Genomic DNA, 12,499 nt, shown 5'->3' with positions numbered 1-12,499 from the left:
CGGGAATCCCCCTCACGCACCGCCCAGCGGCGGGTCAGCGAATCAGTGGAAGCGCTTGCCGGTCGCCTTCTCCGAGATGCCCAGCACGTCGAGCATGAAGGTCAGCCCGCCGTTCCAGAAGGAGAACCCGGCGCCGGTGATCATCGCCAGGTCGATGTCCTGCGGCGCGGCCACGACACCCTCGTCGAGCATCAGGCGCGCCTCCTCGGCCAGGCCGGAGAGCGTCTTCTCGCGCACCTCCTCGGCGGTCAGCACGACCGGCGTCTCCGGCACGACGAGCATCGCCTCGACCTCGGGGTCGAGCGCGCCGTCGGCGCCGTAGTACGCCGGCTTGCGCGCGGCCACGATGCGCTCGAGGGCGGGCGAGACGTAGAAGCGCTCGGGGAACGCGCCCTTCAGCGTCTCGTTGTTGTGCAGCGCGATCGCCGGGCCGACGAGCGAGAGCAGCACGAACGGCGGCATCGGCGCGATGCCGGCGAAGGCGTTGTCGGCCACGGAGACCGGCGTGCCCTCGTCGACGATGCGGCCGACCTCGCTCATGAAGCGACCGAGCAGCCGGTTCACGATGAAGGACGGGCTGTCCTTGACCAGGATCGAGGTCTTCTTCAGCGCCTTGCCGGTGGCGAACGCGGTGGCCAGCGTCGCGTCGTCGGTGGCGTCGCCCTTGACGATCTCGAGCAGCGGCATCACCGCGACCGGGTTGAAGAAGTGGAAGCCGACGACCCGCTCGGGGTGCTCGAGGTCGGCGGCCATCTCGGTGATCGACAGCGAGGAGGTGTTGGTGGCGAGCACGCACTCCGCGCTCACGACCTTCTCCACGTCGGCGAAGACGGTCTTCTTGACCGACATCTCCTCGAAGACGGCCTCGATGACGAAGTCGGCGTCGCCGAAGGCGGCCTGCTTGTCGGTCTCGCCCGACACGAGCGCCTTGTGGCGGTTGGCCTTGTCCTGGTTGATCCGGCCCTTGGCGAGCAGCTTGTCGATCTCGGCGTGCACGTAGGCGACGCCCTTGTCGGCCCGCTCCTGGTCGAGGTCGGTCAGCACGACCGGCACCTCGAGGCGGCGTACGAACAGCAGCGCCAGCTGGCTGGCCATGAGGCCCGCACCCACGATGCCCACCTTGGTCACGGGGCGGGCCAGCGACTTGTCGGGCGCGCCGGCGGGCCGCTTGGCCCGCTTCTGCACCAGGTCGAAGGAGTAGAGCGAGGCCAGCAGCTCTGCCGTCTGCGACATCGCCTCCAGCGCGTCGTCCTCGGCGGCGAAGCCGGCGTCGCGGTCGCTGTCGCGGGCGGCGGCGATGAGCTCGACCGCCTTGGCCGCGGCCGGCGAGGCACCTCCGGTCTTGGCGGCCACGATGCCCTTGGCACGCTTCACCGCGGCGTCCCAGGCCTCGCCGCGGTCCACCTCGGGCCGCTCGACGGACGTCTCGCCGCGCACGACCGAGGCCGCCCACAGCAGCGACTGCTCGAGGAAGTCGGCGCCGCCGAAGACCGCGTCGGCCAGCCCGAAGTCGTACGCCGCCTGCCCGCCGAGGGTCTTGCCCTGGTTGAGCGGGTTCTCGACGATCAGCGTGACCGCCTTGTCGGCGCCGACGAGGTTGGGCACCAGCCACGCGCCGCCCCAGCCGGGGACCAGGCCGAGCATGACCTCGGGCAGTCCGAGGGCGGGGGCGGAGTCCATGACGGTGCGGTAGGTGCAGTGCAGCGCCACCTCGAGCCCGCCGCCGAGCGCGAGCCCGTTGATGAAGCCGAACGACGGCTTGCCGCCCTCGCCCAGCTTGCGGAAGACCGCGTGGCCCAGCTCGGCCACGGTGCGCACGGCGTCGGGGCCGCCGCCCTGGATCGAGGTGAGGTCGGCGCCGGCGGCGAGGATGAACGGCTTGCCCGTCACCGCGATCGCGTCGATCGACTCGTCGGCCAGAGCCGCGTCGATCGCCGCGTCGAGCGCGAGCAGCGAGGCGGGGCCGAACGTGTTGGGCTTGGTGTGGTCCTCACCGTTGTCGAGGGTGATGAGCCCGAAGGTCACGCCCGGCAGCGAGACCGTGCGCAGGTGGGCCTGCGTGACGCGCTCGGCGTCGGAGACGATCGCCCGCGCGCGCTCGAAGATGCTGGAGTCGTTCACTTGGTCTCTCCCGTCGAGTCGGACGAAGCGCCGGTCCAGTGGGGGTTCTCCCAGATCACGGTGCCGCCCATGCCGATGCCGATGCACATGGTCGTGAGGCCGTAGCGGACCTCGGGGCGCTCCTCGAACTGGCGCGCCAGCTGGTTCATCAGGCGTACGCCGGACGAGGCCAGCGGGTGACCCATCGCGATCGCACCGCCGTAGGGGTTCACGCGGGCGTCGTCGTCGGCGATGCCGAAGTGCTCGAGGAAGGCCAGCACCTGCACGGCGAAGGCCTCGTTGACCTCGAAGGCCTGGATGTCGTCGATGGTGAGGCCGGCGAGCCTGAGCGCCTTCTCGGTCGCGGGGATGGGACCGGCGCCCATCACCTCGGGCTCGACGCCCACGAACGAGTAGGTCACCAGCCGCATCTTGACCGGGAGGCCGAGCTCGCGCGCGGTCCCCTCGTCGGCGAGCAGGGCGGCGGTGGCACCGTCGTTGATGCCGGCCGCGTTGCCCGCGGTGACGTTGCCGTGGGAGCGGAACGGCGTCTTGAGCCCGGCGAGCGACTCGAGCGTCGTCTCGGGGCGCATGGGCTCGTCGTACGTCGCCAGGCCCCAGCCGGCCTCGGCCGAGCGGGTGGCGACCGGCACCAGGTCGGGCTGGATCTTGCCGGCGTCGTAGGCGGCCTGGGTCTTCTGCTGGCTGCGCACGGCGTACTCGTCGACGCGCTGCTTGGTGATCGTGGGGTAGCGGTCGTGCAGGTTCTCCGCGGTCTTGCCCATCACGAGCGCGTCGGGGTTGACGATCCGCTCGGAGAGAATCCGCGGGTTGGGGTCGACGCCCTCGCCCATGGGGTGACGCCCCATGTGCTCGACGCCGCCGGCGATGGCGACGTCGTAGGCGCCGAACGCGATGCCCGACGCGGTGTTGGTCACCGCGGTCATGGCACCGGCGCACATGCGGTCGATCGAGTAGCCCGGCACGCTCTGCGGCAGCCCGGCGAGGAGTGCGGCGGTGCGGCCGATCGTCAGGCCCTGGTCGCCGATCTGGGTCGTGGCGGCGACCGCGACCTCGTCGACCCGCTCGGGCGGGAGGGAGGGGTTGCGGCGCATCAGCTCGCGGATGCACTTGATGACGAGGTCGTCGGCGCGCGTCTCGGCGTACTGGCCCTTGGCCTTGCCGAACGGTGTGCGCACGCCGTCGACGAAGACGACCTCACGCTGTGGACGGGACACTGGCTACTCCCAGGTGGATCGGGGACAGGGTCCGCCCAGGTTACCCCTGAGTAACAATGCGTGCCCAGCAGGGCGGGTGTGTGTCAGGTCACTGGCCCGCGGTCACTAGGCTTCCCCCATGGTCGAACGACTCGTGCACATCGTGGACGGAGCAGAGGTGTCTCGCTCCGGGGACGGCGACCTCACGCTCGTCTGCGTGCTCACCGGATTCCTCGATGCGGGCAAGTCGGCCGAGCTCGCCGCCCGGCACCTCAACGGGCTCTCCGACGGCAAGGTCGTCGCGACCTTCGACGTCGACTCGCTGCACGACTACCGCGCTCGTCGCCCGCCGGTGTCGTTCGTCCGCGACCACTACTCCGACTACGAGGCGCCGCGCCTGGTGGTGCGCGCGCTGCGGGACACCGGCGGCACCCCCTTCCTGCTGCTCACCGGTCCCGAGCCCGACATCCGCTGGGAGGCCTTCGCCCGCGCCGTGCGCGAGGTCGTCGAGCACTTCGGGGTGACCCGGGTCGTGGGCCTCGGGGCAGTGCCCATGGCGGTGCCGCACACGCGGCCGATCGCGATCACGCCCCACGCCAACCGTCCCGAGCTGGTCCCGGGCGAGAGCCCGTGGCAGGGCGAGCTCCGCGTGCCGGCGAGCGCCCAGGCGCTGCTGGAGATCCGCCTGGGGGAGTGGGGCCACGACGCGCTCGGCTTCGTCGCGCACATCCCGCACTACCTCGCGCAGATGGAGTACCCCCAGGCCGCGCTCGTGCTGCTCGAGCACGTCGAGATCGGCGGACACCTCACCGTCGACCTCAGCGAGCTCCGTGAGGCCGCCGAGATCACCTCGACCGAGGTCGACCGCTACCTCTCGACCCACGACGAGGTCGGCGACGTCGTGCGCGGCCTGGAGCAGCAGTACGACTCCTTCCGCGAGGCCGAGGCGGCGGGCACGTCCCTGCTCGCCGGGGACGGGCCGCTGCCCACCGGCGAGGAGCTCGGGCGCGACTTCGAGGCGTTCCTCGCCCAGCTCGACGATCCGTCCAAGGACGACGGCGACGACTCCACGGGCTGGGAGGACCGCTGATGGCCGGCAGTGCGGCCGAGCTCGTCACCCTGCTCGAGCTCGAGCAGCTCGAGGTCGACCTCTTCCGCGGCGCCCAGGCGCGCACCGAGCGCCAGCGGGTGTTCGGCGGCCAGGTGGCGGCGCAGGCCGTGGTGGCGGCGACGCGCAGCGTCGAGGGCGACTTCGTGCTCCACTCGCTGCACTCCTACTTCCTGCGCCCCGGCGACACGACGGTGCCGATCGTGTACGACGTCGAGCGCATCCGCGACGGCCGCTCGTTCGCGACGCGACGGGTCTCCGCACGCCAGCACGGGCGACCGATCTACTACATGACCGCCAACTTCCAGATCCCCGAGCCCGGTCTCGAGCACCAGGACCCGATGCCGGACGTCGTGGGTCCCGAGCACGGCATGCCCCTGGTCGAGCTCGCGCGTGAGCGCGGCGACGAGGCGGCCGCGCACTGGGAGCGGGAGTGGGCCGCCCTCGACATCCGCCACGTCGGCATCACCGGGCGCGGGATCGCTGACGACTCCGACCACGCGGCGCGAGCGCGTCTCTGGATCAAGGTCGACGGCACCCTCGCGGCCGACGCGACGACGCAGACCGCGGCGTTCACCTACGCCAGCGACCTGACGCTGCTGGGTGCTGCGCTGGTGCCGCACGGCATCCACATCGCGTCGCCGCGCCTGCAGCCGGCCTCGCTCGACCACACGATCTGGTTCCACCGCCCCTTCCGGGCCGACGAGTGGTGGCTCTACGACCAGTTCTCCCCGTGGGCCGGCGGAGCCCGCGGGCTCGCGCTCGCGCGGGTGTTCTCCCAGTCGGGTGAGCTGGTGGCGACGGTGGCCCAGGAGGGGCTGATCCGGGTGCGCGACCAGCGCGCCTAGCGAAGCAGCGCCGAGGTTGGTCAGGCCGGAGACGTACGACCCACGAGGTGGGGCGAGCCGTCCTTCGGGCTGGTGAGCGCGAAGGTCCACCCCGACCCGTCCTGGCGCGCGGCGAAGTCCACCGTGCCGGGCAGGAAGACCGGCTTCTTGAAGGCCACCTCGACCGTCACCGCGGCCGGCAGCCGGTTCTCGATCGCGGCGACCGAGCGCGCGAGGGTCCACATGCCGTGGGCGATCTGGCGCGGGAAGCCCAGCGCCTTCGCGGTCAGCGGGTAGAGGTGGATCGGGTTGGCGTCGCCCGAGACAGCGGCGTAGGTGCGCCCGAGGTCGGCGGGCAGGCGCCACTCGACCCCGCCGGTCGGCGGGTCGGTGACGACGAGGCCGGGGGCCGGCTCGCCCTCGACCGGTCGGCCACGGCGCAGGTAGGTCGAGGTCGACTCCCACGCGGTCTCGCCGTCGGCCGACACGGTGGTGACGAAGTCGAGCAGCGCGCCCCTGGCGTGGGCGCGCGGGGCGCCCACCTCGGTCGTCACGTCGAGGACCTCGCCGACCCCGATCGCGCGGTGCGCGGTGATCGCGTTCTCCACGTGCACCATGCCGATGGCGGGGTAGGGGAATGCCGGGTCGCCCATGATCGCCATGTGCAGGCCGAACGCCAGCATGTGCGGATAGGTGAGCGGCACGGTGTCCTTGCGCGGGAAGCCGCAGACGGCGGCGTACGCGTCGACGCGGGCGCGCTCGACGACCACCTGGTCGCGGCGGTAGGCGAGTCCGTCGAAGTCGCGGGCGGGCGACTTCCGCACGCCGGGGAGCTGGTTGACGCCGGGCAGCGCGGGCAGCGCGGCGCGGGCCAGCATCGCGAGCCGCCCGGGCTCCCGGTCGAGGGTCTTCGTGGTGGGGGCTGCGGCGACCATCAGGCGCCCAGCATCATCTGGCCGCACACGCGCACGACGTTGCCGTTGACCGCACCCGACCCGGTGCTGGCGAACCACGCGATCGTCTCGGCGACGTCGACCGGCAGGCCGCCCTGCGACATGGCGTTGAGGCGCTGGCCGACCTCGCGGGTGGCGAAGGGCACGGCCGCGGTCATCTGCGTGATGATGAAGCCGGGCGCGACCGCGTTGACCGTGATGCCGCGGTCGAGCTCGTCGCGCAGGCTCTCGACCAGACCGATGACGCCCGCCTTGGAGGTGGCGTAGTTGGTCTGGCCGACGTTGCCCGCGATGCCGGCGATGGAGGCCACCCCGATGATGCGACCGCCGTCGTTGAGGGTGCCGGAGTCGAGGAGCTCGCGGGTGATGAGCTCGGGGGCGGCGAGGTTCACCGCGATGACGCTGCTCCACCGGTCCTCGGCCATGTTGGCCAGCTTCTTGTCGCGCGTGATGCCGGCGTTGTGCACGACGACGTCGACGCCCCCGTGGTGCTCGCGCAGGTGGTGCGCGATGCGCTGCGGGGCGTCCTTGGCGGTGATGTCGAGGACGAGGTGGTCGCCGTCGAGCTCGGTCATCAGGGTCTGCAGCTCGCTCGCGGCCTGCGGCACGTCGACGCCGACCACCGTGGCACCGTCGCGGTGCAGGACGCGCGCGATCTCCTCGCCGATCCCGCGGCTCGCTCCGGTCACCAGTGCGACCTTGCCGACCAGCGGGCGGGACCAGTCGTCGACCGTCCCGCTCGCGGTGGCGCCGTGCGCCCCGATCCGCACGACCTGGCCGGAGACGTACGCCGACTTCGGCGACAGCAGGAACGCGAGGGTCGAGCTGGTGGCGCCGTCCGCGGCGGGAGCGACGTAGACCAGCTGCACGGTGCCGCCGCGCCCGATCTCCTTGCCGAGCGAGCGCGTGAAGCCCTCGAGCGCGCGCTGGGCGATGCGCTCCGAGCCGGAGGTGAGCTCCGGGGGAGTGCCGAGCACCACCACGCGCGGACAGGTCTCGAGGCGACGCATCAGGGGAGCGAAGAACTCCTGCAGCGCCAGCAGCCCGGTGGTGTCGGTGACGCCGGTCGCGTCGAAGACGAGCGCCTTGGCGCGCACCCCCTCCTCGAGGGTGGTCGACGAGGCGATCCCGAGCCCGTCGAGGGTGGTGGGGAGCACCTCGGCGAGCCGACCCTCGCCGCCGACCACGACGAGGCCGTCGACGAGGGGGGCGCCCTCGCTCCAGCGATCGAGGGGCGTGGGGTTGGGCAGCCCGAGGTTCTTCACGAACAGCTGGCCGATGGAGGTGGACACGAAGCCCTGGTAGCGGTCGCTCATGGTGACGATCCCTCTGCGCTGGTGGTGGTGAGTCGAGGTCATGTAACTCGGTGTGCAACTCGGAGTCCACATTTCGTGACGTGCCCCTCACGTCGTTGGCGTGCGGCCCCTCTCAGGCAAGGATAGGAACATGCAGACGACCACTCGCCCCGTCGCCGTCGTCGGCGGCAACCGGATCCCCTTCGCCCGCTCGAACACCGTCTACGCCGGCGTGTCCAACCAGGAGATGCTCACCGCCGCGATCGACGGCCTCGTGGAGCGCTTCGGCCTGCACGGCGAGCGTCTCGGCGAGGTCGTCGCCGGCGCGGTGCTCAAGCACTCGCGCGACTTCAACCTCACCCGCGAGTCGGTGCTCGGCTCCCGGCTCGCGCCCGAGACCCCCGCCACCGACGTCCAGCAGGCCTGCGGCACCGGGCTCCAGGCCGCCATCCAGGTGGCCAACAAGATCGCCCTCGGCGTGATCGACGCGGGCGTGGCTGGCGGCACCGACACCACCTCCGACGCACCCGTCGCGATCAGCGACAAGCTCCGCAAGAAGCTGATGAAGGTCAACTCGGCGAAGGACACCGCGAGCCGGCTCAAGGCGCTCGGCGCGATCCGTCCCGGCGACTTCGGGCTCGACATCCCGCAGAACGGCGAGCCGCGCACGCGCCTGTCGATGGGTGAGCACGCCGCGCTGACCGCCCTCGAGTGGCGCATCACCCGTGAGGCCCAGGACGAGCTGGCCGCCCGCTCGCACCACAACCTCGCCCGCTCCTACGACGAGGGCTTCCAGGACGACCTGATCACCGCGTTCCGCGGCGTCGAGCGCGACAACAACCTGCGCCCGGACTCCTCGGTCGAGAAGCTCGCCACCCTCAAGCCGGTCTTCGGCAAGGGCGCGGCCGCCACCATGACCGCCGGCAACAGCACCCCGCTCTCCGACGGCGCGTCCGCGGTGCTGCTCTCCAGCGACGAGTGGGCCGAGGAGCGCGGCCTGCCCGTGCTCGCGCACCTCGTCGACGCCGAGACGGCTGCGGTCGACTACGTCAACGGCCACGAGGGCCTGCTCATGGCACCGGCGTACGCCGTGCCGCGGATGCTGGCGCGCAACGGCCTGACGCTGCAGGACTTCGACTACTACGAGATCCACGAGGCCTTCGCCTCCCAGGTGCTCTCCACGCTGGCCGCGTGGGAGGACCCGGTGTTCTGCCAGGAGCGCCTCGGCCTCGACGCGCCGCTGGGCTCGATCGACCGCGACCGGCTCAACGTCACCGGCTCCTCGCTCGCCGCGGCGCACCCGTTCGCCGCGACCGGCGGCCGGATCGTCCCGGTCGCCGCGAAGCTGCTCGCGCAGAAGGGGAAGGGCCGTGCCCTGATCTCGATCTGCGCTGCGGGCGGGCAGGGCGTCGTGGCGATCCTGGAGCGCTGAGCGGGCGCTGCTCGCCCGATCAGGGTCGGGTGAGCCGGAACCACTCGCCGTGCCGGCCGCCCGAGGCACGCGACCCCGGGCCGGTGTTGCCCGAGCCGGCTCCGGTCACCGCCTCCACCGTCCAGCCGCGGTAGGCCCGCCGGACGTCCTCGATGAGGACCTGTCGTGGCCGCACGGGCCACGCCCTCGGTCCGCCGGTGCGCATCAGGACGGTGGCGTCCGGCTTGGCCAGCTCGGTCACGTTGCCCGCCACCAGCGTGCGTCCGGCCTCGTCCAGGCTCTGGAAGCAGCCGATGTCGAGGAAGAGGTCGAAGCCGGTGCCGACACCGGAGTGGACGAGGTGGCGCACGTCGCCGATGACGAACCGTGCGTCGTCGAGGCCGTTGCGGTGCACGGCGACGTCGACGGCCTGCCGGACGTTGTCGACGCCCATCGCGTCCCAGCCGCGGTCGAGCAGGAGCTTGGTGGCGGCCCCGCGGCCGCAGCCGAGGTCGATGGCGCTCCTGACCCCCGTCGGGCGAGCGGCCTCCTCCCGGTTGAGGAGGCGTTCGAGCGTGGGCCGGTCCTCGAGGGCCGCCTTCTCCCACGGGACGATCCCTGCGCGGTATGCGGTGGCGTAGCCGATGCCCATGTTCAGTTCCTGACCTGCGAGAGCGGAAGGTACCGCTCACTCTCGACGGTACTCCCTCCGCGACCGACTGCTAGGGTCGCAGCGATCGACATCCTTTAACGAGCCGTCCCGTGAGGCGGAGAAGGAGGTCCGGCGCGCAGATGCCTGCCCCCGAAGAGACCAGCCCGGACGCCAGTCCAGACGTCACCCACGACGCCGGGCGCGACAGGGCGGACCGCACCGTCCTCGACGCCCGTGACATCTCCCGGGCGCTGACCCGGATCTCGCACGAGCTGCTCGAGCGCAACAAGGGCGCGACCGACCTGGTGCTGCTCGGCCTCCACACCCGCGGCGTGCCGCTCGCGCGACGGATCGCGGAGAAGATCACGGCGGTCGAGGGTGCTCCCGTCGCCGTCGGCGAGCTCGACGTGACGATGTACCGCGACGACCTGCGCTCGCAGCCCACCCGCCGTGCGCACAAGACGGCGCTCCCGCCGGGCGGGATCGACAAGAAGGTCGTCGTCCTGGTCGACGACGTGCTCTTCTCCGGCCGCACCATCCGCGCCGCGCTCGACGCGCTGGCCGACCTCGGCCGGCCGTCCGCGGTGCGGCTGGCGGTCCTGGTCGACCGCGGGCACCGCGAGCTGCCGATCCGCGCCGACCACGTCGGCAAGAACCTCCCCAGCGCGCTGGCCGAGCGGGTCAGCGTCCGTCTCGCCGAGATCGACGGCACCGACGAGGTGACGATCTCGTGAAGCACCTGCTCTCGGTCGACGACCTCTCCGTCGACGACATCCACCAGCTCTTCGAGACCGCCGCAGACATGCACGACGTGCAGCGCCGCGAGGTCAAGAAGCTGCCCGCGCTGCGCGGGCGCACGGTGGTCAACATGTTCTTCGAGGACTCCACACGCACCCGGTCGTCGTTCGAGATCGCCGGCAAGTGGCTCTCCGCCGACGTCATCAACGTCAGCGCGAAGGGATCGAGCACGTCGAAGGGCGAGAGCCTGCGCGACACCGTGCTCACCGTCTGCGCGATGGGCGTCGACGGACTCGTCATCCGCCACCCTGCCAGCGGCGCCGCGCTCCAGGTGAGCCAGTGGGTCGACGCCGCCGTCGTCAACGCCGGGGACGGCATGCACGAGCACCCCACGCAGGCGCTGCTCGACGCCTACACGCTGCAGCGTCGCCTCGGCTCCCTCGAGGGCCGCCACGTCGCGATCATCGGCGACCTCACGCACAGCCGGGTCTTCCGCTCCAACGTGCAGTGCCTGACCAAGCTCGGCGCGCAGGTGACGGTCGTCGCCCCGCCCACCCTGATGCCGAGCGGCATCGGTGCGTGGTCGGCCGCGGCCGGGTTCGAGACGTCGTACGACGTCGACGAGGTGCTGCCGAAGGCGGACGCCGTGATGATGCTGCGCGTCCAGCGCGAGCGGATGTCCGGCGCCTACTTCCCGAGCCCGCGCGAGTACACCGTCGGCTACGGCCTCACCCGCGACCGGCTGGCGCTGCTGGGGCCCGACGTGCCGATCTGCCACCCCGGCCCGATGAACCGCGGCCTCGAGATCGCCGCCGACGCCGCCGACGCGACGCAGTCGGTCGTGCTGGAGCAGGTCTCCAGCGGGCTCGCGATCCGCATGGCCGTGCTCTACCACCTGCTGGCAGGAGAAGAAGCCTGATGTCCTTCGTGATCACCGGAGCCTCGCTGCTGGGGGAGAGGACCGCCGACCTCTACGTCGACGACGCCGGGATGTTGCAGCCCGTCGACTCCGCGCCCGCCGGCGCCGAGAGGATCGACGCCGACGGCCTCGTCGCGCTGCCCGGCCTCGTCGACCTGCACACGCACCTGCGCGAGCCCGGCCGTGAGGACGCCGAGACGATCCTCACCGGTTCGCGCGCCGCCGCGCTGGGCGGTTACACCGCCGTCCTGGCGATGGCCAACACGACGCCCGTCACCGACACCGCCGAGGCCGCGACCCGCGTGTGGGAGCTGGGCCGCGAGGCCGGGCTGGTGCACGTGCAGCCGGTCGGCGCGGTCACCCGCGGGCTGGCCGGCGAGGAGCTCGCCGAGCTCGGGCTGATGCACCGCTCGCGCGCCCGCGTCACGGTCTTCTCCGACGACGGGAAGTGCGTGCACGACCCCCGCGTGATGCGGCGCGCCCTGGAGTACGTCAAGGCGTTCGGTGGTGTCGTCTCGCAGCACTCCCAGGACCCGGCCCTCGCCGGGCCGACTGCCTGCTGCCACGAGGGCGAGATCTCGGGCCGGCTCGGCCTGCCCGGCTGGCCGGGCATCGCCGAGGAGGTCATCGTCGCGCGCGACGTGTTGCTGGCGCGCCACACCGGCTCGCGGGTCCACGTCGCCCATGTCTCGACCGCCGGCTCGGTGGAGGTCCTGCGCTGGGCCAAGGCGCAGGGGATCGATGTCACGGCCGAGGTGACCCCGCACCACCTCCTGCTCACCACCGACCTGCTCACCGGCTACGACCCCACCTACAAGGTCAACCCGCCGCTGCGCCCCCAGGAGGACGTCGAGGCGCTCCGCGCGGCGCTGGCCGACGGCACGATCGACGCCGTGGCCACCGACCACGCGCCGCACGCGCGCCACGACAAGGAGCACGCCTTCGTCGACGCCGCCTTCGGCATGCTCGGCCTCGAGACCGCCCTCGCGGTGGTGCGCACGGCGATGCCCGACCTGTCGTGGGCCGACGTCGCGCGGGTCATGTCGACGACCCCGGCGCGGATCGCCGGGCTCGCCGACCAAGGACGTCCGCTGGAGCCCGGGTCACCCGCCCACGTCGTGCTCGTCGACCCCGACGCCCGCGCCACGGTGGACCGCGACGCCTCGGTGTCGCTGTCGCGCAACAACCCGTGGCACGGACGCGAGCTGACGTCGCGGGTGGTGCACACGGTCTACGCCGGTCGGCTCACGGTGCGCGACGGCGCGCTGGTCGGCTGACC

General features: G+C 72.1%; 11 protein-coding genes. 6 read left to right on the top strand and 5 right to left on the bottom strand.

Annotation, left to right across the window (positions count from 1 at the left end; all coding sequences use genetic code 11):
- Window positions 1–42 precede the first annotated feature (42 nt).
- Together ASG76_RS03810 and ASG76_RS03805 are read right to left on the bottom strand one after the other, a co-directional pair.
- Complete coding sequence (locus tag ASG76_RS03810; protein WP_056600331.1) at window positions 43–2,121, bottom strand: 3-hydroxyacyl-CoA dehydrogenase NAD-binding domain-containing protein; 2,079 nt, start codon at window positions 2,119–2,121, stop codon at window positions 43–45.
- Complete coding sequence (locus tag ASG76_RS03805; RefSeq protein ID WP_056600328.1) at window positions 2,118–3,338, bottom strand: thiolase family protein; 1,221 nt, start codon at window positions 3,336–3,338, stop codon at window positions 2,118–2,120. Before ASG76_RS03805 ends, ASG76_RS03810 begins: the two co-directional genes overlap by 4 nt.
- Window positions 3,339–3,456: 118 nt before the next feature.
- Between ASG76_RS03805 and ASG76_RS03800 the strand changes: the two genes are divergently transcribed.
- Together ASG76_RS03800 and ASG76_RS03795 are read left to right on the top strand one after the other, a co-directional pair.
- Window positions 3,457–4,407, top strand: a complete 951-nt coding sequence (locus tag ASG76_RS03800) for a PAC2 family protein (protein WP_056600324.1) — start codon at window positions 3,457–3,459, stop codon at window positions 4,405–4,407.
- On the top strand, window positions 4,407–5,273 hold the full coding sequence (locus ASG76_RS03795; protein WP_056600320.1) for an acyl-CoA thioesterase: 867 nt from the start codon (window positions 4,407–4,409) through the stop codon (window positions 5,271–5,273). The genes ASG76_RS03800 and ASG76_RS03795 overlap by 1 nt, the downstream gene beginning before the upstream one ends.
- 20 nt (window positions 5,274–5,293) lie before the next feature.
- On the opposite strand, the gene ASG76_RS03790 is transcribed toward ASG76_RS03795, so the two are convergent.
- Both ASG76_RS03790 and ASG76_RS03785 read right to left on the bottom strand, forming a co-directional pair.
- The gene (locus tag ASG76_RS03790) at window positions 5,294–6,187 is read right to left on the bottom strand and encodes a MaoC/PaaZ C-terminal domain-containing protein (protein ID WP_082587232.1); all 894 of its coding nucleotides are present in this window, start codon (window positions 6,185–6,187) and stop codon (window positions 5,294–5,296) included.
- Complete coding sequence (locus tag ASG76_RS03785) at window positions 6,187–7,521, bottom strand: 3-oxoacyl-ACP reductase (protein ID WP_056600317.1); 1,335 nt, start codon at window positions 7,519–7,521, stop codon at window positions 6,187–6,189. Before ASG76_RS03785 ends, ASG76_RS03790 begins: the two co-directional genes overlap by 1 nt.
- A 130-nt stretch (window positions 7,522–7,651) precedes the next feature.
- On the opposite strand from ASG76_RS03785, the gene ASG76_RS03780 reads away from it, so the two are divergent.
- Window positions 7,652–8,932, top strand: coding sequence for an acetyl-CoA C-acetyltransferase (locus ASG76_RS03780; RefSeq protein WP_056600315.1), 1,281 nt, complete (start codon window positions 7,652–7,654; stop codon window positions 8,930–8,932).
- A gap of 19 nt (window positions 8,933–8,951) precedes the next feature.
- Here the strand turns inward: ASG76_RS03780 and ASG76_RS03775 are convergent, their stop codons facing one another.
- A complete protein-coding gene (locus ASG76_RS03775; RefSeq protein WP_056600311.1) occupies window positions 8,952–9,563 on the bottom strand; it encodes a class I SAM-dependent methyltransferase in 612 nt (203 codons plus the stop codon).
- A gap of 140 nt (window positions 9,564–9,703) precedes the next feature.
- Here ASG76_RS03775 and pyrR point away from each other — a divergent pair, with 140 nt between their 5' ends.
- Genes pyrR through ASG76_RS03760 form a run of 3 tightly spaced genes read left to right on the top strand, consistent with a single transcriptional unit; the run spans window position 9,704 to window position 12,497 of the window.
- A complete protein-coding gene (pyrR, locus tag ASG76_RS03770) occupies window positions 9,704–10,297 on the top strand; it encodes a bifunctional pyr operon transcriptional regulator/uracil phosphoribosyltransferase PyrR (protein ID WP_056600308.1) in 594 nt (197 codons plus the stop codon).
- Window positions 10,294–11,220: an aspartate carbamoyltransferase catalytic subunit gene (locus tag ASG76_RS03765; protein WP_056600305.1), complete on the top strand. Its 927-nt coding sequence runs from the start codon at window positions 10,294–10,296 to the stop codon at window positions 11,218–11,220. The genes pyrR and ASG76_RS03765 overlap by 4 nt, the downstream gene beginning before the upstream one ends.
- Window positions 11,220–12,497, top strand: a complete 1,278-nt coding sequence (locus ASG76_RS03760; RefSeq protein WP_056600302.1) for a dihydroorotase — start codon at window positions 11,220–11,222, stop codon at window positions 12,495–12,497. Before ASG76_RS03765 ends, ASG76_RS03760 begins: the two co-directional genes overlap by 1 nt.
- The last annotated feature ends 2 nt before the right edge of the window (window positions 12,498–12,499 follow it).

The organism is Nocardioides sp. Soil774 (genome assembly GCF_001428125.1).
Classification (GTDB): Bacteria; Actinomycetota; Actinomycetes; order Propionibacteriales; family Nocardioidaceae; genus Nocardioides.
Note: the sequence above shows the minus strand (reverse complement) of the source record. Positions and strands in the feature narration are given on the sequence as shown.

Excerpts from the sequence above, each read along its gene's own strand:
- ASG76_RS03790 (WP_082587232.1), bottom strand. The coding sequence starts at position 6,187 with ATGGTCGCCGCAGCCCCCACCACGAAGACCCTCGACCGGGAGCCCGGG.
- ASG76_RS03775 (WP_056600311.1), bottom strand. The coding sequence starts at position 9,563 with ATGGGCATCGGCTACGCCACCGCATACCGCGCAGGGATCGTCCCGTGG.
- ASG76_RS03760 (WP_056600302.1), top strand. The coding sequence starts at position 11,220 with ATGTCCTTCGTGATCACCGGAGCCTCGCTGCTGGGGGAGAGGACCGCC.
- ASG76_RS03800 (WP_056600324.1), top strand. The coding sequence starts at position 3,457 with ATGGTCGAACGACTCGTGCACATCGTGGACGGAGCAGAGGTGTCTCGC.
- pyrR (WP_056600308.1), top strand. The coding sequence starts at position 9,704 with ATGCCTGCCCCCGAAGAGACCAGCCCGGACGCCAGTCCAGACGTCACC.
- ASG76_RS03780 (WP_056600315.1), top strand. The coding sequence starts at position 7,652 with ATGCAGACGACCACTCGCCCCGTCGCCGTCGTCGGCGGCAACCGGATC.
- ASG76_RS03785 (WP_056600317.1), bottom strand. The coding sequence starts at position 7,521 with ATGAGCGACCGCTACCAGGGCTTCGTGTCCACCTCCATCGGCCAGCTG.
- ASG76_RS03795 (WP_056600320.1), top strand. The coding sequence starts at position 4,407 with ATGGCCGGCAGTGCGGCCGAGCTCGTCACCCTGCTCGAGCTCGAGCAG.